19 protein-coding genes and 1 pseudogene are annotated in these 18378 nt (G+C 39.4%); 18 read left to right on the forward strand and 2 right to left on the reverse strand.

Annotation, left to right across the window (positions count from 1 at the left end):
• Nucleotides 1–64 precede the first annotated feature (64 nt).
• The 17 genes from F564_RS0113885 (at nucleotide 65) to F564_RS0113960 (ending at nucleotide 15252) form a co-directional block, all read left to right on the forward strand.
• A complete protein-coding gene (locus tag F564_RS0113885) occupies nucleotides 65–1525 on the forward strand; it encodes an NAD(P)/FAD-dependent oxidoreductase (RefSeq protein WP_028123185.1) in 1461 nt (486 codons plus the stop codon).
• Between the two features lie 26 nt (nucleotides 1526–1551).
• Nucleotides 1552–1701: a hypothetical protein gene (locus F564_RS20840; RefSeq protein WP_169816753.1), complete on the forward strand. Its 150-nt coding sequence runs from the start codon at nucleotides 1552–1554 to the stop codon at nucleotides 1699–1701.
• Nucleotides 1702–1817: 116 nt separating this feature from the next.
• Nucleotides 1818–2624, forward strand: coding sequence for a sulfite exporter TauE/SafE family protein (locus F564_RS0113895; RefSeq protein ID WP_028123186.1), 807 nt, complete (start codon nucleotides 1818–1820; stop codon nucleotides 2622–2624).
• 8 nt (nucleotides 2625–2632) lie between these two features.
• Nucleotides 2633–3250 carry a class I SAM-dependent methyltransferase gene (locus tag F564_RS0113900; protein WP_028123187.1) on the forward strand — a complete coding sequence of 206 codons (618 nt, stop codon included), beginning with the start codon at nucleotides 2633–2635 and terminating at the stop codon, nucleotides 3248–3250.
• A gap of 81 nt (nucleotides 3251–3331) precedes the next feature.
• Nucleotides 3332–4732: an MBL fold metallo-hydrolase gene (locus F564_RS0113905; RefSeq protein WP_028123188.1), complete on the forward strand. Its 1401-nt coding sequence runs from the start codon at nucleotides 3332–3334 to the stop codon at nucleotides 4730–4732.
• 1 nt (nucleotide 4733) lies between these two features.
• Complete coding sequence (locus F564_RS0113910; protein WP_199766236.1) at nucleotides 4734–4970, forward strand: hypothetical protein; 237 nt, start codon at nucleotides 4734–4736, stop codon at nucleotides 4968–4970.
• An 11-nt stretch (nucleotides 4971–4981) separates the two neighbouring features.
• The gene (gene trxA / locus F564_RS0113915; protein ID WP_028123190.1) at nucleotides 4982–5278 is read left to right on the forward strand and encodes a thioredoxin; all 297 of its coding nucleotides are present in this window, start codon (nucleotides 4982–4984) and stop codon (nucleotides 5276–5278) included.
• A 1-nt stretch (nucleotide 5279) separates the two neighbouring features.
• On the forward strand, nucleotides 5280–5984 hold the full coding sequence (locus tag F564_RS0113920; protein ID WP_028123191.1) for a thioredoxin domain-containing protein: 705 nt from the start codon (nucleotides 5280–5282) through the stop codon (nucleotides 5982–5984).
• Between the two features lie 96 nt (nucleotides 5985–6080).
• Complete coding sequence (locus F564_RS0113925; protein ID WP_154656882.1) at nucleotides 6081–6446, forward strand: hypothetical protein; 366 nt, start codon at nucleotides 6081–6083, stop codon at nucleotides 6444–6446.
• A gap of 98 nt (nucleotides 6447–6544) precedes the next feature.
• Nucleotides 6545–7912 (forward strand): TolC family protein, encoded by a 1368-nt coding sequence (locus F564_RS0113930; protein ID WP_028123193.1) that lies wholly within the window; start codon nucleotides 6545–6547, stop codon nucleotides 7910–7912.
• 9 nt (nucleotides 7913–7921) lie between these two features.
• On the forward strand, nucleotides 7922–11080 hold the full coding sequence (locus F564_RS0113935) for an efflux RND transporter permease subunit (RefSeq protein WP_028123194.1): 3159 nt from the start codon (nucleotides 7922–7924) through the stop codon (nucleotides 11078–11080).
• Between the two features lie 14 nt (nucleotides 11081–11094).
• Entirely contained in the window at nucleotides 11095–12222 is a 1128-nt protein-coding gene (locus tag F564_RS19315) for an efflux RND transporter periplasmic adaptor subunit (protein WP_051259687.1), read from the forward strand.
• Complete coding sequence (locus F564_RS19995) at nucleotides 12200–12430, forward strand: TlpA family protein disulfide reductase (protein ID WP_051259688.1); 231 nt, start codon at nucleotides 12200–12202, stop codon at nucleotides 12428–12430. Before F564_RS19315 ends, F564_RS19995 begins: the two co-directional genes overlap by 23 nt.
• 18 nt (nucleotides 12431–12448) lie before the next feature.
• A complete protein-coding gene (locus F564_RS20000; protein ID WP_051259689.1) occupies nucleotides 12449–12742 on the forward strand; it encodes a TlpA family protein disulfide reductase in 294 nt (97 codons plus the stop codon).
• An 18-nt stretch (nucleotides 12743–12760) separates the two neighbouring features.
• On the forward strand, nucleotides 12761–13366 hold the full coding sequence (locus tag F564_RS0113950) for a TlpA family protein disulfide reductase (RefSeq protein ID WP_034981668.1): 606 nt from the start codon (nucleotides 12761–12763) through the stop codon (nucleotides 13364–13366).
• A complete protein-coding gene (locus F564_RS0113955; RefSeq protein WP_028123196.1) occupies nucleotides 13366–13815 on the forward strand; it encodes a DsrE family protein in 450 nt (149 codons plus the stop codon). Before F564_RS0113950 ends, F564_RS0113955 begins: the two co-directional genes overlap by 1 nt.
• Nucleotides 13816–13827: 12 nt before the next feature.
• Nucleotides 13828–15252, forward strand: coding sequence for a bifunctional metallophosphatase/5'-nucleotidase (locus tag F564_RS0113960; RefSeq protein WP_028123197.1), 1425 nt, complete (start codon nucleotides 13828–13830; stop codon nucleotides 15250–15252).
• Between the two features lie 165 nt (nucleotides 15253–15417).
• Here F564_RS0113960 and F564_RS0113965 read toward each other — a convergent pair whose 3' ends face one another.
• Both F564_RS0113965 and F564_RS19325 read right to left on the reverse strand, forming a co-directional pair.
• Entirely contained in the window at nucleotides 15418–16668 is a 1251-nt protein-coding gene (locus tag F564_RS0113965; protein WP_028123198.1) for a pectate lyase family protein, read from the reverse strand.
• Between the two features lie 276 nt (nucleotides 16669–16944).
• The gene (locus F564_RS19325) at nucleotides 16945–17658 is read right to left on the reverse strand and encodes a YozE family protein (protein ID WP_034981672.1); all 714 of its coding nucleotides are present in this window, start codon (nucleotides 17656–17658) and stop codon (nucleotides 16945–16947) included.
• Nucleotides 17659–18224: 566 nt separating this feature from the next.
• Here F564_RS19325 and F564_RS21290 point away from each other — a divergent pair.
• Nucleotides 18225–18378 (forward strand): annotated as a pseudogene (locus tag F564_RS21290) (IS982 family transposase); the annotation flags it as partial.

Below are 18378 nucleotides of genomic sequence, written 5' to 3' on the forward strand. Positions count from 1 at the left end.
ATGTAATCGATGTTACAGTGTATTTGCTGTGAATCTGATATTTTTAAAATCAAATAAAATTACAATGTCAAAAATAGTCATTTTAGGTGCAGGAATTGCCGGACATACCGCGGCGGCACATTTAAGAAGAAAACTAAGTAAAGAGCACGAAGTCCTGGTAGTTTCTCCGAACAGCAATTACCAGTGGGTTCCTTCCAATATTTGGGTGGGCGTGGGAAGAATGCAGTCTAAAGAGGTCATATTTCCACTGGAGCCTTTGTACAGGAAAAAAGGTATAGGGTACAAACAGGCGAAAGCAATAAGTTTCTTTCCTGAAGGCGATAAGGAAGAAAATAGACCTTACATCCTTGCAGAATATGTAGCCGGAGAAAATAAGGGACTACAGGAAAAGATCACGTATGATTATCTCATCAACGCAACAGGTCCCAGACTGGCTTTTGACCAGACAGAAGGATTGAATCCCGGAGAAAATGGGATGTATTCCGTTTGTACGTATGGACACGCTGAACACGCTGCAAAAGGATTGAAAGAGTTGGAAGATAAACTCAAAAAAACAGATAAAAAACTTAAAGTTCTCATCGGAACAGGACACCCAAAAGCAACCTGTCAAGGAGCTGCTTTTGAATATATTTTGAATGTAGAAAACGAACTCCGTAGAAAAGGATTGAGAGAAAAAGCAGAAATTACCTGGATTTCCAACGAATATGAATTGGGAGATTTTGGGATGGACGGAATGCTGCTCGCTTACAAAGGAATGCGGATGAAATCTGCCGAAATGGTGGAAATGGTTTTTGAAGACCGGGGAATCAAATGGATTATCAAAGCAGGAGTTTATAAAGTAGAACCTGGTAAAGTGCATTATGAAACCTTAGATGGAGAATATAAAACAGAAGACTACGATTTCGGAATGCTGATTCCTGCTTTTGCAGGTCATCCTTTCAAAGCTTTTGCTATAAATGGTGATGACATTACTTCAAAACTGTTTAAAGGCTTTATGATTGTAGATGCCGATTATACAGAGAAACCTTATGAAGAATGGACAGTACAGGACTGGCCAGAAACCTACCAAAACCCAAGCTTTGCGAATATTTTTGCTCCCGGAATTGCCTTTGCACCACCACACGCCATTTCAAAACCTCACATCAGCAAGAATGGAAATCCTATTTTTCCGGCACCGCCAAGAACTGGAATGCCTTCCGGAATTACTGCAAAACTGGTCGCAGATAATATTATCGAACACATTAAAAACGGTGAGAATCCCCATTTCCATAAAGGTTCTCTCGGAAATATGGGAGCAGCTTGTATTGCTTCGGCAGGTTTTGGCCTAACCAAAGGTTCGGCAGTAAGTATAACCACTTTTCCGATCGTTCCGGATTATATAAAATATCCAAAAACGGGAGGAAGGGATATTCATAAAACATTTGGAGAAATTGGATTGGCAGGACATTGGGTAAAATATGCGCTTCACCTCGGATTTATCTGGAAAGCCAAAATGAAACCATTCTGGTGGCTGATCCCTGAGTAATATATTAACCATAAATATTTAAAGTAATGTCTGAAAGAATATCAAAATACGAAAAATTTAAAATGCAGAATCCTTTCCTGCAATTCTTTAAATTTATTTTTCTAAATATCAAAATAATAAATGTTGTTGCCAAAGGACACGGCGGAACCAGAGATGAGGACTACATTAAAAAGTAATTGATGTAACGCTGTAAAAATCGGCATATATTTTTACCGAATGTAATTCATATCACAGACTTGGATGGTTTATCCACGTAATTTTGTTGTATGAAATTATTTAAAATAAAAATAAATTGCTGACAGAAGGTTTTTTTCTCGCTTTATTGGTAGGGGTTTCTCTGGGACTTGTAGGAAGTGGAGGATCTATACTTACCGTTCCCATAATGGTCTATATTTTGGGAATTGATCCTGTTTTGGCAACAGGCTACTCTTTGTTCGTAGTAGGTTTAACCTCATTTTTCGGAGGGATAAGGAATTTTTTCAATCAAACCATACAGTTCAAAGCTATTTTGCTGTTCGGAATTCCTTCCGTTATTACAGTTTATCTCAGCAGGGCATTTTTAGTCCCCGTTATTCCGGAAATTATTTTGAAAGCAGGAACTTTTCAACTTACAAAATCCGTTTTTTTGATGGTGCTTTTTGCAGTCGTAATGGTTGCTGCATCGGTTTCAATGATACGTCCTTGCGAAGACTGCAAAAGAAATAATGGAAACCCCAAACCCGACTCCAATTATATAATGATGATTTTGATCGGGTCATTGGTAGGAGTCATTACAGGATTGGTAGGAGCGGGAGGAGGTTTTCTGATAATCCCAGCTCTTGTTTTTTTTGCAAAATTGCCTATAAAGTCCGCTGTAGGAACATCGCTGTTTATTATCGCAATCAATTCGGCCATTGGTTTTGCCGGCTTTTTCAATGGTGAGCATTCAGCAATCGATTGGAATCTATTGATAAAGTTTACAGCAACAGCTGTTATCGGTATTTTCATCGGCATCTTTTTTTCCTCTAAAGTGTCAGGAGAAAAACTTAAAACCAGCTTTGGGTGGTTTGTTTTGTTAATGGGATTATTCATCCTCGCAAAAGAATTGATTTTAAATTAAAAGAAAATATGTCGCAGAAAGATTTTTGGAACGAGCGTTACAGTAGGGAAGAATTCATTTACGGAATTGCCCCCAATGAATATCTCAAAGAAAAACTACAGGAAATAAAACCTGGAAAAATACTTTTCCCCGCAGAAGGAGAGGGCAGGAATGTGGTTTATGCAGCGAAAATGGGATGGAAGCCGGAAGCGTTTGACCAGAGTGAAGCAGGAAAGGAGAAAGCAATTTCACTTGCGGAAGAAAACCAAACTGACATTTCATATACCATTTCTGATGCAGAAAATATAGAATATCCCAACAATACTTTTGATGCTTTGGCTCTTATTTATGCCCATTTTAAGGGAGATAGGAGAAGGGAATTTCATCAGAAGCTGGCGGCATTTCTAAAGCCTGGCGGTTTTCTGATCATCGAAGGCTTTTCAAAATTTCAGGAAGAATATCAGAAAAAATATCCGCGATCCGGAGGACCACGGAATCCCGAAATGCTCTACGATCTTGAAGAGCTAAAAAAGGATTTTGAAAACTTTGAGATAAAAGAATCCACTTTGACAACTATTACGCTCAACGAAGGAGATTACCATAAAGGTCAAGCTTCTGTGGTAAGGATTTTTGCCGTTAAAAAGTAATTGGCCTTGTGTAATCAATGTTACTGAAAAAGGGAAAAATAGATTATAATTATGTATATTATAACAACAAAAAATAAGATTATGTTTTTTCAACACACTTACGATAAAAGTCTTGCCCAGGCAAGCTATCTGATCGGTTGTCAGGCTAAAGGTGAGGCAATCGTTATTGATGCCAAAAGAGATATTGATACCTATCTTGCGATTGCCGAAGAGAACAATCTTAAGATCACCCATATTACCGAGACACATATCCACGCAGATTTCCTTTCGGGTTCACGCGAACTTGCGGCAGTTACAGGTGCAGAGATATATCTTTCCGATGAAGGTGGTAAAGATTGGCAATATGAGTTTCCTCACATAGGTCTGAAAAACGGAGATACAATTAAAGTAGGAAATCTTACACTAAAAATCATTCACACGCCGGGGCATACACCGGAAAGTATTAGTTTTCTTCTGACCGATCATCCTGCTACGGATGAACCAGTAATGATTTTCACAGGAGATTTCGTTTTCGTAGGCGACATTGGTAGACCAGATCTGCTGGAAAAAGCTGCCGGAATTATCGGAACTCAGGAAAAAGGAGCTAAAGAGATGTACCATTCTGTGATGGATTTCAGAAAATTGCCTGAATTTATTCAGGTTTGGCCAGGACACGGAGCAGGTTCTGCTTGTGGAAAATCTTTGGGTGCGGTACCAAGTTCTACCGTCGGTTACGAGAAGATCCGCAACTGGGCATTTCAGTATGAAGATAACGAAGAAGGTTTTGTTAACTATTTATTGGAAGGTCAGCCGGAACCACCGAAATATTTTGCAATGATGAAGAAGCTCAATAAATTGGAAAGACCTTTGTTACCAGAAGTTCCAAAGCAGAAGAAACTTTCCAAGGAGGAGTTTTTGAATGCTTACAATGACGGAGTAAAAGTAATTGATACCCGAAATAAAGTCGATTTTGCCAAAGGTTTTATTCCTGCAAGTATCAATATTCAAGATAATAACTCCTTTTCTACGTGGATGGGATGGTTGATCGATTATTCAGAACCCTTTATTTTGGTCGCTCAGGACCATCAGGTGGAAGATCTTACCCGAAAGCTTATGAGAATCGGAATGGATCAGATGATGGGCTACATTGATGATATCGATCATTTGGAATTAGAACTTCAAAAGGCTGATGTGATTGATATTGAAGAATTCAAATCATATTTGAATAAAGATCATATACAGATTGTAGACGTGCGAGGCAAAACAGAATTTGACGAAGGTCACATTGAGGGAGCCGAAAATATTTTTGTAGGTACGCTTCCTGACAATCTTTATAAAATGAGTAAGGATAAGCCAGTCGTTATACACTGCCAGAGCGGTGATAGAGCTGCAATTGCTTATTCAATACTCAGAAAGAACGGTTTTACCAATGTTAAAAATTATGCAGGAGGAATGAAAGAATGGAAAGAAATGGAAAATCCTGTTACAAATAAAAATGTTTAAAATGATGCAGAATATATTTAAAAATTGGAACTTTGTTCGAATACTGCGCCTGGCAATGGGAATATTCCTGATGGTAGAAGCCGTGAAATCAGGAATGTGGCTGTTGGTCTTCGTTGGAGCAGTTTTTATTGCGATGCCTTTACTGAATATCGGCTGTTGTGCTACAGGAAACTGTTCTGTCCCAACAAGAAATTCAAAAAATAATAGGGATGAGGTCGAATATGAAGAAATCAAATAAAATCCAAAAAAATGAATAAATTTCAAGAACTTATCAATCAGGATAAACCTGTTTTGGTCGACTTTTTTGCAGAATGGTGCGGTCCGTGTAAAATGCAGGCTCCTATTCTTCAGGATCTAAAAAAGAAAATAGGAGACTCTGCCAATATCGTCAAAATTGATATTGATAAAAATCAGGCTGTTGCAGCTCAGTTCGGAATCCGTAGTGTTCCTACCCTTATGATTTTTAAAGCAGGTGAAGTTAAATGGAAACAGTCCGGTGTCTTTCAGGCAGATGAATTGGAGAGATTAATAAAGCAAAATAGCTAAAATGTATAAAAACCTAATTGTTGCATTTTTTCTCATCATACTCACAGGATGTGGAAAAGCACAAAACAATAAAAACGGAAGTAGTCTTCCCGCAGCAGAATTTTCTCAAAAATTAGATCAGACCAAAGATGCACAATTGGTCGATGTGAGAACTTCGGGAGAATTCCGTAACGGACATCTTAAAAATGCAATGAACATTGACTGGACTGGCGGAGATTTTGCTGAAAAAGCAAAAGCTTTAGATAAAGATAAACCTGTATTCGTGTACTGTATGAGCGGACCGAGAAGTTCTGCTGCCGCTGAGAAACTCACAGAGATGGGCTTTAAAAATGTCTATGAAATGCAGGGTGGAATGATGAAATGGAGAAATGCCAGTCTTCCGGAAATCAAAGCATCCACTTCCGCAGGAATGAGTCTTGCTCAGTACAACGAAATGCTGAAAAGTGATACAGCTGTTTTAGTAGATTTCTATGCAGAATGGTGCGCTCCGTGCAAAAAAATGGAACCATATTTAAAAAAAATGGCTTCGGAAATGCAGGATAAATTGAAAATTGTCAGAATCAATGCCGACGAAAATACAGAACTTTGCAAAGAGCTGAATGTTTCTGCACTCCCGGTTTTGAAACTATACAAAAATGACAAGGTAGCCTGGGAAAACCTTGGTTTTGTAACGGAAGAGGAAGTTAAAAAACATATTTCCAAATAAAACTATTCTATAAAGTCTGTTAATATTTTTGACCTCATTATTTAAACATTTACATTTGCAAGAATGACTAATCAGAAATTAAATACAAATCATACAATGAGAAGCATCATCGGAATGTTTTTCATTGTATGCATTTTAATTTCTTCGTGTGCCGTAAAATACGGTATCAAAAATCTGTTCAACGTACCGCCTACTTCCACAAGTCATTCTTCAGTTCCAAAAGACAAATTTACGGTCACAACTTCTGCTTCGCAATGTAATTTCTGTAAGGAAAAAGAAATGACGGCGAAAAACGATACTCAGTTTTCCGTATCCGATTTTCAAGAGATTGCTGCATTTACATTTATTCTTTTTGCAGCCGCTTTTCTTTTTGTCAATATTCCGAAACATCCTTTTTACGGCTCTTCCAAAATAGGGAATGCTGTCCCCATCTTTATACAATACCGCAAACTTATCATTTGATTTAAAATTAATTCAATCTGTTAACAATAGCAGATGTAAATGATTTTATTTTTTTAATCCTTACCGGAATTTTTCGGTAGCTATTAATTTGTCAAAAAATGATAAGAAAAAGTCTATCAGTCCTATTCTTTGGACTGATCACACAACAGTCTGTCCTTTTCGCCCAGCAAGAATCACTCTTGGGTAAAATATGGACAGAAACACAAAAAAACTATTCAGGGATCCGTGCAGCCGAGTCTGCAATAGAATCTTCAGAATATAATGAAGAGACGGTGAAATCCAAGGCATTACCACAGGTAAAGCTTCAATATCAAAATACCTACGGCACATTAGAAGGAAGCAGTGGTGGTTTTTTCCCACAGTCCGGTTTTTTTAATGTTTCCGGAAACAGGAATTCAGGCTCCTCTTTATCCTCAAACAATTTCGGTTCGGCTATCGCGGAGTACGAGATCTATAACTTCGGGCGTCAGAAATCCGAGGAAAAATCAGCAAATGAGTTCACACAAAAACTCAGGACAGATAAAGAATCCTATCTGCTGAGGCTCAAAAGACTGCTCTCACAACGTTATCTTGACTATGTCTTTAATGGAGCAAAGCTCAGATGGGCAAAGAAAAACTCAACAAGGCTCGAAGAAATCCACAGTTCAAGCAAAGCACTTTCCCGTGCCGGTCTCAAACCGGAAGCAGATTCTGTTCTTACCTATTCATCATACGTTCAGGCGTTGGCAATAGAAGATAATTGGTTTGGAAAGCAGAAGGCATCCGCAGAAAAACTTAAGGAATTTTATAGTGATAATTTTAAAGTAGAGGATTACCAGGTCAGTCATTTTCTTGATCCTGAAAAAAATTCTTCCCATAATGAGAAAGTTAATCCATCACATCCTTTTTTAAAATCCATTCATCAGGAGTCCGAATACTACCAGACCAAAGCGGAAACAGAGAGAAGATCATCACTTCCGTCGATTAAGATTTTGGGAGGTTATGCTTACAGAGGTTCAGGAGCCGATTCGTATGGCAATGTCTCAGGGAAATGGACCAATGGTTTCTCCAATTCTGCCAACAATGCTCTGGTTGGACTTGGATTGACGTGGAATATCAGCAGTCTTCATACGAACAGGCAAAAAGCGAATATGCTGTCAAAAGAAGCGGAACGTATGGGTTATCTCGAAAACCAGTATCAGCTTTCAATGCAGACTGAGATTAAAGCCCTTGAAAACAGGATTGTAGAACAGCAAAAACAGCTTAAGAAAGAAAGTGCTTCTGTGAAAGGCGCATCAGATGCCTACGAAATGTATGTAGCAAGATACAAGAGTGGGCTTATTACCCTCACTGAACTGTTACAGGTCCGTCAGATTCTTGAGAATGCAGAAAAAAGTCAGATCGATGCCGCAAAAGAATTCTGGGAGCAGGTCATAGCAAAGGATGAACTCACCGGCGATTTTGATTATTTATTTACCCAACTTTAAAATTTTAGAATGAATTTAATACGTTTTGCGCTAAGAAAGCCCATTGCCGTAATGGTCGTTTTCCTGTCGGTCATTGTGCTTTCGCTTACAGCTATAAAAAAAATAAAAGTAGATATTTTTCCCGAGGTAGAGTTGCCTTCAATGTACATTGCGATGCCTTACGGTGGGCTTTCACCTCAATATATGGACGGTTTTATGTCCAATGAATTTCAAAAAGTCCTGCTTTTTGTGAATGGTGTCAAGAATATTGATTTCAAAAGTGTTCAGGGACTTACCTTAATGAAACTGACCTTTTATCCCGGCACTGATATGGCGCAGGCTGCAGGTGAGGTTTCCACGCAGGTTTCTCGGGCAATGGGATTTTTACCACCCGGTGCAGTACCACCAATGGTTGTGCGGTTTGACGGTAATTCACTTCCGGTCGGTCAACTCGTCTTTGAAAGTGACAATCACTCGGTAACAGATCTTCAGACAATGGTTCTTACCAAAATCCGACCGATGTTTGTTGAGATTCCCGGTATTACGGCTCCGGCACCTTTTGGCGGTAACATCCGTTCGATCGTGGTAAATATTGACCCGGCTGCAATGCAGAGTAACGGACTGAGTCCTGAAGAAATTACTTTGGCGATCACAAAAAGCAGCCATCCTTCGCCGGCAGGAAATATCAGAATGGGTGAAACGAATTATATGGCACCGATCAATTCCATAGCCAAAGATCCTGCGGAGTTTCTTAAAATTCCGATAAAGACCCAAGACGGTAGAACTCTTTACGTGGGAGATGTTGCCAATGTTCACGATGGAGCTGATCAGACATCTGGATATGCATTGGTCAATGGGAAACGCTCTGTCTATCTTCCGGTGATCAAAAAATCAGATGCTTCTACTCTGACAGCAGTCGAAAATCTAAAAAAAGCAATGCCAAAACTGAGAGATCAGCTTCCGGATGATGTGAAGGTAAGTTATGAATTTGACCAGTCAAAATATATTGAACGCTCCCTTTCAAATCTAATTCATGAAGGACTTTTAGGCGCACTCTTTACAGGACTGGTCATTATTCTTTTTCTAGGTGACCTTCGAGGTGCGCTGATCGTGGTCTTTACAATTCCCATAGCAATATTAACAGCCGTCTGTGTGCTCTATTTTGCAGGTTATACTATTAATATAATGACATTGAGTGGGTTAGCCTTATCCATCGGAATTTTGGTAGATGAGGCCACGGTCACGATCGAGAATATCCACCAACATATGGAAATGAGGAAAACAAAACCCAAAGCTATTCTGGATGCAGTACTTGAAATCTCCATTCCGAAGGTGCTTATATTATTATGTATTTTGGCCGTTCTTACGCCTGCCTTCATTATGACGGGCATTCCAAAAGATATGTTTCTTCCGCTTTCTTTTGCAGTTGCATTCGCAATGATAGCTTCCTTTTTGGCATCCCAAACCTTCGTTCCGATCCTCGCTAACTGGATGATGAAGAATAAGCATATTGAGAAGCATTATGTTAAAAACAGGAGTTTTTTCTATCGTTTCAGAACAGGCTACAGTCATAAAATGAGAAAATGGTCGGGAAGGACTTTGGTATTGTTTTCAGCCTATATTATTTTCTCGGGCCTTTTAATACTTTTAATGATGCGCTCTTTGGGCACCGATATTATGCCTCTTTCCAACAGCGGTGATTTTCAGATGAGAATTGATGCGCCACAGGGAAGCCGCCTGGAGAAAACTGAAAAGCTGGTGAAGGATATTCTCAAAGATATTGAAGGTATTTTGCCAGAAAATGCGGTCAGCATCAGTTCGGCCTATGTTGGTTTACATCCTGCAGCAACACCGATCAATCCCATATTTCTTTTCACCAACGGAACACATCAGTCTGTTTTGCAGGTTTCTGTAAATAAGGAGATCTTTTCAGGGTCTATGGAAGATTTGAAAGAAAAGATTCGCAAGACTATTTCTAAGAAGCATCCTGAAGCACAAATCAATTTTGAACCCATGGAACTTACCGAAAAAATCATTGGACAGGGATCGATGACCCCGATAGAAATCAAGGTAGGATCTCCGAATCTTAAACTGGCGGCATCCCACGCAAAAAAAATCGAGGAAAAGCTGAAAAGCAACGATTTCCTGCGAGACGTCCGTATTGCAGAGCCACTTCAATATCCGACTTTACAGATCAACGTAGACCGAAATCTCGCTGCGCAGTTCGGACTGACGATGCAGGATGTAACACGCAGTCTTGTGACCGCTACCTCTTCAACCCGATACACCGACAAAAACCTCTGGGTCGACCCAAAATCAGGACTTGTCTTTCAGACACAGGTTCAGATTCCAGAAAGTGTAATGAACTCTGAAGAGATCCTGAAATCACTTCCACTGAAAAAAGACAGCCCGAGACCCGTTCTTGAAGATATCGCTACTGTTAAAAAAATGACCGCACCGGCACAGGTCAACCGAAAGGGACCTATGAGATATGTAACGATTATCGGAAATATGTACGGAAAAGACCTAGGCTCTGCTTCCAAAGCGGTGAAAAATGCCATCAGTGAGACTGGAAAACCTCCAAAAAGTGTTTCTGTTTGGACAGAAGGCACACTGCAGCTACTGGATGATACACTCGACAGTCTTGCAATGGGACTTTTGGCAGCAGTACTAGCGATATTCCTGATGCTTGCTGCTTATTATCAATCATTTAAAGTGCCTTTTGTTGTTCTTTCCGTGATTCCTTCCGTGATCGTGGGAAGTCTTGTTTTGATTTTCATTACCGGCAGTACGCTCAACCTCCAGTCATATATGGGGATAATTATGTCCATTGGTGTTTCGGTTTCAAATGCAGTATTACTTATCAATCAGGCAGAGTACTACCGTAAACATTACCATATCAGCGCGCTTCATTCTGCGAGAATGGCAGCAGCGTCCAGACTTCGCCCTGTGCTGATGACCGCTTTAGCGATGCTGGCTGGGATGATTCCTATGGCAATCGGTATAGGGGAAGGTTCTGAGCAGGTTGCTCCACTTGGTAGAGCGGTTATCGGTGGTATCATCGCATCCACTCTTACCATTCTGCTTTTGGTTCCGCATTTTTTTTCAGCAGTAATGTCTAATGCAGGGCATTCAAATCCTTCATTGGATCCGGAAGATGAGGAAAGTGAATTTTACGTACAATCTTAAATAATTAAAAAATAATGAAAATCATCAATAAAATAAAATACATCTTTATTCCGGTCGTTCTTTTGGGAGCGGCTTCCTGCTCGGGCGAAAAGGAAAGTAAACATGAAACAAAAAAAACAGTTCAACCTGCTCAGTCTTTCGTGACTACAGAAATCAAGCTGATAAATCCCACTTATCAGATTTCTGTTCCAGGCGAACTGAAACCTTATGAATCGGTGCAGATCTTTGCCAAGGTTGCCGGATTTATCAAGAAAATTTATGTTGACAGAGGGTCAGTTGTGACCAAAGGTCAGCTTCTTGCAGTTCTGGAAGCACCAGAAATGAATCAGGATTACCTATCCGATAAATCTTCACAGCAGAAAACGTACACCGACTATCTTTATGCTAAACAGGCTTTTGAGCGATTGCAGGACGCTGCCAGTACGAAAGGAGCTGTTGCCGATATAGAACTGGATAGGGCTAAAAGCATTATGCAGAGTTCCAAAGCAACATATGAGGCATCAAAAGCGGGCACCGGTAGGTCTTCACAGATGAATCAGTACCTTAGAATCACGGCACCTTTCAGTGGTGTGATAATGGAGAGGAATCTGTCGGTAGGAGCCCTGGTTGGTCCCAATTCAGGAATGGCTCTTTTCAGTATCGCTCAGAAAAATAAGCTGAGACTGACGGTTTCTCTTCCTGAAAAACACGCATCAAGTGTCAATGAGGGCATAGTGGCGCAATTTACGGTCAACTCGATCCCCGGAAAGAAATTTGAAGCCCATCATTCAAGGAATTCCGGTGTTATCAGTCAGGAAAACCGTTCGATGACACTTGAGTTTGATGTCCCAAATCAGGGTACTGTCTTAAAAGGGGGAGAATATGCACAGGTCCAGCTCAATCTCAAAAGAAGTGCATCTACATTTTTTGTACCCACGAAAAGTATTCTGCAGACTCAAGCCGGAACCTTTGTGATGACCTTCAATGATAATACGGTAAGCAGAGTTGCTGTGAAAGAAGGAATCACCTATGAAAAAATGACCGAGGTCTTTGGTGCACTTTCCGGCCATGACAAAGTTCTAGTAAAACCTTCCGAAGAAATTGAGGAAGGAAAGATATCAACCAAAAAAAAAATAAATAATGACAACGATCTTAAAAAGTAAAACACCTATTTTCATTCTGATGATGACCCTATTTTCTTTTTCTTTGAATGCGATGCAATCAAGAGTTGAGAATCAGGATCGGCTCATCCCACAAAATAATGTAAATGATAATGAGGATATCATCTTAATCGATGAGAGCGGAAATAAAATTGCTCTGAGTGAACTGAAAGGGAAAGTGGTCTTTGTAAATTTCTGGGCCACATGGTGAAGACCTTGTGTCGAAGAAATGCCGAGCATCAGAGACCTGAAAGACAAATTCAAGGGAAATGACAATATCGTTTTTGTCCTTCTCAATGTGGAAGCCAACCTGACAAAGTCTAAGAAATTTATGAAGGATAAAAACTACGATCTTCCGGTGTATGTCGCAGCCGACACTATTCCTTCGAAGTACTTTCAGGGAGCAATTCCGACGACTTTGATCTTTAATAAAAAAGGAGAACTCGAAGCAGAGATGCAGGGAGGGCAAGATTTTGACCAGCCTGAGATTTATGAAGCGCTGAAAAAGTTAACCGGACAATAATTTATTAAAATAAGAATAATGGAAAAATTTAAAATATGGCTTCGGAAGAACTGGAGTACGGCACTTTTGGTATCAATATTCATCGTGTTGCTTGTCAGTCCCGATGCAAAAGCCTGGCTGATGCGCCAGATCATCTCTACCGGTCTTATGAACTCAAAGATTGAAGAAAAGGAAACAGAGCCAGCCGTTGAGTCGACTCCTTTGTCCAATACTGAAAACTTCAGTGTCAGGAATGATAAAGGTGAGATCATCAATACTTCTGACCTCAAGGGAAAAGTAGTTTTTATAAACTTCTGGGCGTCCTGGTGTCCGCCTTGCCGTGCGGAATTTCCTTCGATTCAGACATTCTACGACCGATTTAAATCCAATAAAGATCTTGTTTTTCTTACAGTCAATCTGGATGAGCAGACCGCCTTGGGTAAGATGTATCTTGAAAAAGAACAATTCACTGTTCCGTTTTTAGTTGCAGAAGGTTCGATTCCAACCGCTTTTTTTAATGGTTCGCTTCCTACGACCGTCGTTTTGGACAAATCAGGAAAAATTAGGATGCATCATGCGGGAATGGCAGACTACAGCAAAGAATCATTCTATCAAGAAATCAATCAACTTTTAAATGAAAAATAATGAAAAAATTAATTAAGATATTGATCTTATCAATTTTCCTGACAGGGTTTATGGGTTTCGCTCAAAAGGCAGCAGTTTACGAACCAGCAAAATCTATTCATAAGGAGTACAAGGCTTTGTATGTGATCAATGAAGGTGATGACCAGAAAATCAGAGTCATTATCAGAAATATCAATAACGCTATGGAAGATCCCAGGCTGAAAGGCAAACTGAAGGTAGAACTGCTGGCTTTTGGGGGCGGAGTGGAAATGTTCAGAAAGAAAAACCCCTATCGGGAACTTCTTACAGGTCTGCAAGATAAGGGGGTAGTGATGGTACAGTGCGAAAATACCCTTCGTGAAAAAAAGATCGACAAGTCCGAATTATTTGAGTTTATAAATTACACCCCCAGCGGAAATGGAGAAATGATTTTGAGACAGTATGAAGGCTGGGCAATAGTTAAACCTTAAAAAATTGAAATTATGAAGTTATCAATAGGATTCATCAACGATGTTCACGGTTATATGGAGCCACACCCAGAGTTGTTTTATGACAATCAGAAAGAATATGTAAAAAGTGCAGGAGGTTACGCAAGAATTCAGACTATCTTTAAAAAGATCAGGGCAGAAAATCCAAATGCGTTGTTTTTTGACGGAGGCGATACGTTTCACGGAACCGTTCCGGTGGTACAGTCGAGAGGAGAGGTCTTGATTCCCATACTCAACCCGCTTGGATTTGATGCAATGGTAGGACACTGGGACTTTGCCTATACGCCAAGACATCTTTTGAAATTGGAAAATCAGCTGAATTACCCTATTTTAGGTTGCAATGTGTTTGATGAAAATGGAAATCAGTTTTTACAACCGTACAAAATCTCGGAAATTGGAGGACTGAAAATTGGTATTATCGGGATATGTTCCAATATTATCGATAAGACAATGCCAGAGAAGTTCAGAGAAGGTATAAAGGTGACCGACGGAATCTTAGAAACAAACCAATGCATCAGAGAATTAAGAAAGAATGCTGTGGACGTTATTATTATTTTGTCGCACAATGGTTATCCGCAGGATATTGAACTGTTGAAAAAAGTACAAGGAATCAATATCTGCCTCAGTGCACATACTCATAACAGAATGTACGAAGCAGAGCTCGTAGGGAAGTGCATCATTATACAATGCGGTTGCCACGGTTCTTTTGTAGGACATCTAATGCTTGATGTCGAAAATGGAATGATCAAACATTTTGACTACCAGCTCATAGAAACTGATGACAGTCTTGATGAAGATGTAGAAGTAAAAGATCTGGTTGAGAAAAGTCTACAGTCTTTTTCTGAAATGAGAAGTAAAATGTTGGGGACAACAGATCATATCCTCCACCGCTATTCCACATTATCATCAACAATGGATGATTTTCTGCTTTCTGCCGTCAATTTTGTAACAGGAACTGAAATTTCTTTCTCAAACGGATGGAGATATGGTGCACCTATAGATATCGGAAATATTACGCTGTGGGATTTGTACAAAATCGTGCCGATGAATCCGCCTATTTCCACCACAGAACTTACGGGAAGGGAGATCTTTGAAATGTTAGAAGAAAATCTGGAGCGGACTTTTTCGGCAGAGCCGATGAAACAGATGGGAGGTTATGTTAAGCGTTGCAACGGACTGAGAATTTTAATGCGCATTGAAAATCCGCCGGGTTACAGAATTCAGGAAATCTATTTTCAGGGGAGGCATTTAGAAAAAGACAAGGTTTACAAAGTTGCTTTTCTTACGGAGCAAGCCGTCCCGAAGAAATACGGAAAAAGCCGAACAGGAAAGGGTTTTAATGCTATAGAAGCAATGGTGAAATATCTTGAAGAACACTCTCTTATTAAAAAATCTGCAGATTCGTTTCTTTTGGTTTGATAAATAAGGCAGAGAATCGGGAGATTTTCTGCCTTTTGTTTTAATTAGAGTTCAATTTCTATGTCTCTTTGAAAGCGAACCAATATCTGATTTTATAACTTTTTCAAGCGGTTCCTATTAGTGGCATAAAGTAAGATATTTCACTTCCCTAAAAGTATTTACTGGCTATTTGACCAAGCTGTTAATATAGTTTTCCAGATTTGTATAACCTGTTTTAATAATGATAGCTGCGTCCCCAGAATCCTTAGCATTTAGATTGTTTTTGGTTTCCCATCTGTTGGGAATGCCATCCGCATCTGTGTCTTTTAATTTTGAAATCTGCTTTTTCACTTTCGGTTGTCCGCCGGCATCGGCCTCCGTCTTAAAGATCTGACCTTTGCGACCGAGACTTTTAAAATACCCGATGATACGTTGATCTACAGCGTCGCGTTTCAATGAGGAACCGGCTTCGTTCATAATAACTTTCCACATATCTGTTGCAGCACTGATCTTAACATTACTTCTTGATATTGCTGAAGGTACTTTTACTAAAGTTGCTTTTTGTTTGATAAAATCTTCATCAGTCACCAACCGTCCGTTGACTTTACCATCTTTATCGAGATCGACATAATTATCTCTGTGGTATACATGATCTGTAGCGGTGAACATACTTAAAAAATCATCGGTAGAACTTGGTCCTGCAATAAAGTAATTGCCCACAATATCCTGATAGTGGTCTGTTGCCGAGTGTCCTCCAACAAATGCGCTTTTACCCCAATTGTAGACCACGTTATTAATATATTCGATCTTCGCCTTCGCTTTCGGATTGCGGCTCTGATTTCCTGTCCATAGACAATGATGTACCGTTATATCTACTGGGTTTTCCAGTAATGCACCAAAACGTTGAGGGTCTATCCCTTCTCCGATAAGACAATATTGAAAAGTTATATTGCTGCTGTTCTTTACGTGCAGGTTGTCCCATCTGCCCCATTCGATGGAAACATGGTCAAAGATAATATCCTCCAAGTCATCCGCCACGACAGTGCATGCACCTCTGGGCATATCAATGCTTCCCCTGAATCTCATATATCTGACAATGGTATTTCCACCAAAGGATACACCGTTGCCGTAAACTGTAATGCCGGTTCCGGGTGCGGTCTGTCCTGCAATGGTGATTCCGGGAGCAGCTGAGATCTTTTCTTTGATCTTGATCACACCTGCAACATCAAAAATGACAGTTCTACCGCCCTTGCTAACAGCGTCTCGGAATGAACCTGTTCCCGTATCATTAAGGTTGGTCACGTGATAAACAGTTCCGCCACGACCGCCTGATGCAAAACGCCCAAAGCCTTCTGCTCCAGGAAATGCCAGCTGTTGTGCATTGATCATCAAATTGAAAGAACATAAAATGAAGGATAGGGATATTTTCCAAAACATAGCCATTTGATTTATAACGAAGTTAGTGCGAACGTATTGATAGAGTGTCCTGCACTTTCTGTTTCTAAAAAATCTTAATTACAATAATTCTCAAGAATATAGAAATATTTTGGTGAATCAAGGAATGACAGGAAATAGAAGCTTCCATAAGTGATGAAATGGTCAGAAGGGAAAAGTATAATCATAAAAAATGCCCTTGGTTACAGATCCAAGGACATCTTTAATTTTACTAAGACTTCCACCTTATTTAAAAAGTACAGAAGGAAAATATTAAAGTTATGATGTCAATCGATTCAGACAAGCAAGTTCCGGAGTACTACGAACCTCGTCTAGCCGATAGTAATATTCATCCCCGGCATTTTTCAAAGGTCTTTCGACCCTGAAGGAATAGTGCCGTTCATCCACCTCTGTAATAACTACAGGTATGGCTTTACGTCCGTCATTGGAGATCCAGGCCTCATCTCCAACATTAAACTTTTCTGGTATTCTTTTGCTATAGTGTAAAGGAATGACATTTTTCACGAAAACGATTTTTCTAATATCATTTTTAGGTGTTGCTATTTTTGTTACTATCTTATCCTTATTTGGCAGTAAACTGCGTTTAAGATTTGCATTGTAGCTTTTCCACGCATTTTTCAAAGCGTACATAGCTTCTCTTGAGGCTCCTTTTGATCTCAGGTATGATTCATACTGCTCAAAGCTATCAGATGACGGCCATGTGCTATCCGTTTTCACGTCTCTGGCCAGATCGCCTAGCGGTGAATCCCTGTTAACCTGCTTGCTCAACCAATCGGTGAATGTTATATGTGCTGTAATGTTATCAGATGGTTCTGGCTTTGCATCAAAACTCCTAAGGCAGTGTTTCCAGTTTGAAAATCCGTATTTTTTGGCAGTAATATCCAGAGCCTCGGTATGCTGGATCCCAAGTTCTCTTTTAAGCTTTTTTGATTGTAGTTTATAGAAACTGATCGTATAATTGTTCGATTCCATTGAATTTTATTTTATTTCACAAGAAATAAATGTCACCCACTTACCACCTCTCTTGTTTATGAAACAAAAGTTATTCAATTGTAAAGAAGTACAGTGCTTATCAGCTTTGCTACTAGTGGGTGGCAGGCTCTGTATAATAGACCTACACAAATATAGAAAAACTAAATTAATAGAGATGATAAATAAAAGTTTATTTAGCAAGTATTCCTTAAACAGTTATCTGACAAGCTCAATGGCAACTTGGTGGTCATTGGATCTCAGTAAAAAGTCCAGAAGAAAAAGTCCATCGGAATTTCGGATCTTATTTTGTGGGATTATCTCAAAACGATCATTCACAAACTTTTCAATTTTTTGAATGAAAATATCTTCCAACGGAGTTCGAGTTGGTTTCCGTTGATATGAATGGTGCTGCCCATATCTATAAAATTAGTCATAATATTTTGTAAATCAAAAAATAGTCATTGATGGTCAGCTTTTTACTATTAATAACCCGTAGTGCATTATAAAAAAGGTTACTCATAATACGAAAATTTCGTATATTGTATTGACTATCAATCTAATACGTTATGAATAACCTAGATGCAATTTACGATTTTATTTTAAAGGAATTAAGAAAATTAACCATCAAAGAAAATTTTTATTTCAAACCAATTAAACCAAAATTATCTGATTTAGAGCTCATTGCAATAAATATTTCTGCGGAATATTTATCGATAGATT

Source organism: Epilithonimonas tenax DSM 16811, from assembly GCF_000428485.1.
Taxonomy (GTDB): Bacteria; Bacteroidota; Bacteroidia; order Flavobacteriales; family Weeksellaceae; genus Epilithonimonas; species Epilithonimonas tenax.

What these genes read in the sequence shown, in the direction of transcription:
- F564_RS0113885 (WP_028123185.1), top strand. Translation starts at nt 65, where the DNA reads ATGTCAAAAATAGTCATTTTAGGTGCAGGAATTGCCGGACATACCGCG.
- F564_RS20840 (WP_169816753.1), top strand. Translation starts at nt 1,552, where the DNA reads ATGTCTGAAAGAATATCAAAATACGAAAAATTTAAAATGCAGAATCCT.
- F564_RS0113900 (WP_028123187.1), top strand. Translation starts at nt 2,633, where the DNA reads ATGTCGCAGAAAGATTTTTGGAACGAGCGTTACAGTAGGGAAGAATTC.
- F564_RS0113905 (WP_028123188.1), top strand. Translation starts at nt 3,332, where the DNA reads ATGTTTTTTCAACACACTTACGATAAAAGTCTTGCCCAGGCAAGCTAT.
- F564_RS0113910 (WP_199766236.1), top strand. Translation starts at nt 4,734, where the DNA reads ATGATGCAGAATATATTTAAAAATTGGAACTTTGTTCGAATACTGCGC.
- trxA (WP_028123190.1), top strand. Translation starts at nt 4,982, where the DNA reads ATGAATAAATTTCAAGAACTTATCAATCAGGATAAACCTGTTTTGGTC.
- F564_RS0113920 (WP_028123191.1), top strand. Translation starts at nt 5,280, where the DNA reads ATGTATAAAAACCTAATTGTTGCATTTTTTCTCATCATACTCACAGGA.
- F564_RS0113925 (WP_154656882.1), top strand. Translation starts at nt 6,081, where the DNA reads ATGAGAAGCATCATCGGAATGTTTTTCATTGTATGCATTTTAATTTCT.
- F564_RS0113930 (WP_028123193.1), top strand. Translation starts at nt 6,545, where the DNA reads ATGATAAGAAAAAGTCTATCAGTCCTATTCTTTGGACTGATCACACAA.
- F564_RS0113935 (WP_028123194.1), top strand. Translation starts at nt 7,922, where the DNA reads ATGAATTTAATACGTTTTGCGCTAAGAAAGCCCATTGCCGTAATGGTC.
- F564_RS19315 (WP_051259687.1), top strand. Translation starts at nt 11,095, where the DNA reads ATGAAAATCATCAATAAAATAAAATACATCTTTATTCCGGTCGTTCTT.
- F564_RS19995 (WP_051259688.1), top strand. Translation starts at nt 12,200, where the DNA reads ATGACAACGATCTTAAAAAGTAAAACACCTATTTTCATTCTGATGATG.
- F564_RS20000 (WP_051259689.1), top strand. Translation starts at nt 12,449, where the DNA reads ATGCCGAGCATCAGAGACCTGAAAGACAAATTCAAGGGAAATGACAAT.
- F564_RS0113950 (WP_034981668.1), top strand. Translation starts at nt 12,761, where the DNA reads ATGGAAAAATTTAAAATATGGCTTCGGAAGAACTGGAGTACGGCACTT.
- F564_RS0113955 (WP_028123196.1), top strand. Translation starts at nt 13,366, where the DNA reads ATGAAAAAATTAATTAAGATATTGATCTTATCAATTTTCCTGACAGGG.
- F564_RS0113960 (WP_028123197.1), top strand. Translation starts at nt 13,828, where the DNA reads ATGAAGTTATCAATAGGATTCATCAACGATGTTCACGGTTATATGGAG.
- F564_RS0113965 (WP_028123198.1), bottom strand. Translation starts at nt 16,668, where the DNA reads ATGTTTTGGAAAATATCCCTATCCTTCATTTTATGTTCTTTCAATTTG.
- F564_RS19325 (WP_034981672.1), bottom strand. Translation starts at nt 17,658, where the DNA reads ATGGAATCGAACAATTATACGATCAGTTTCTATAAACTACAATCAAAA.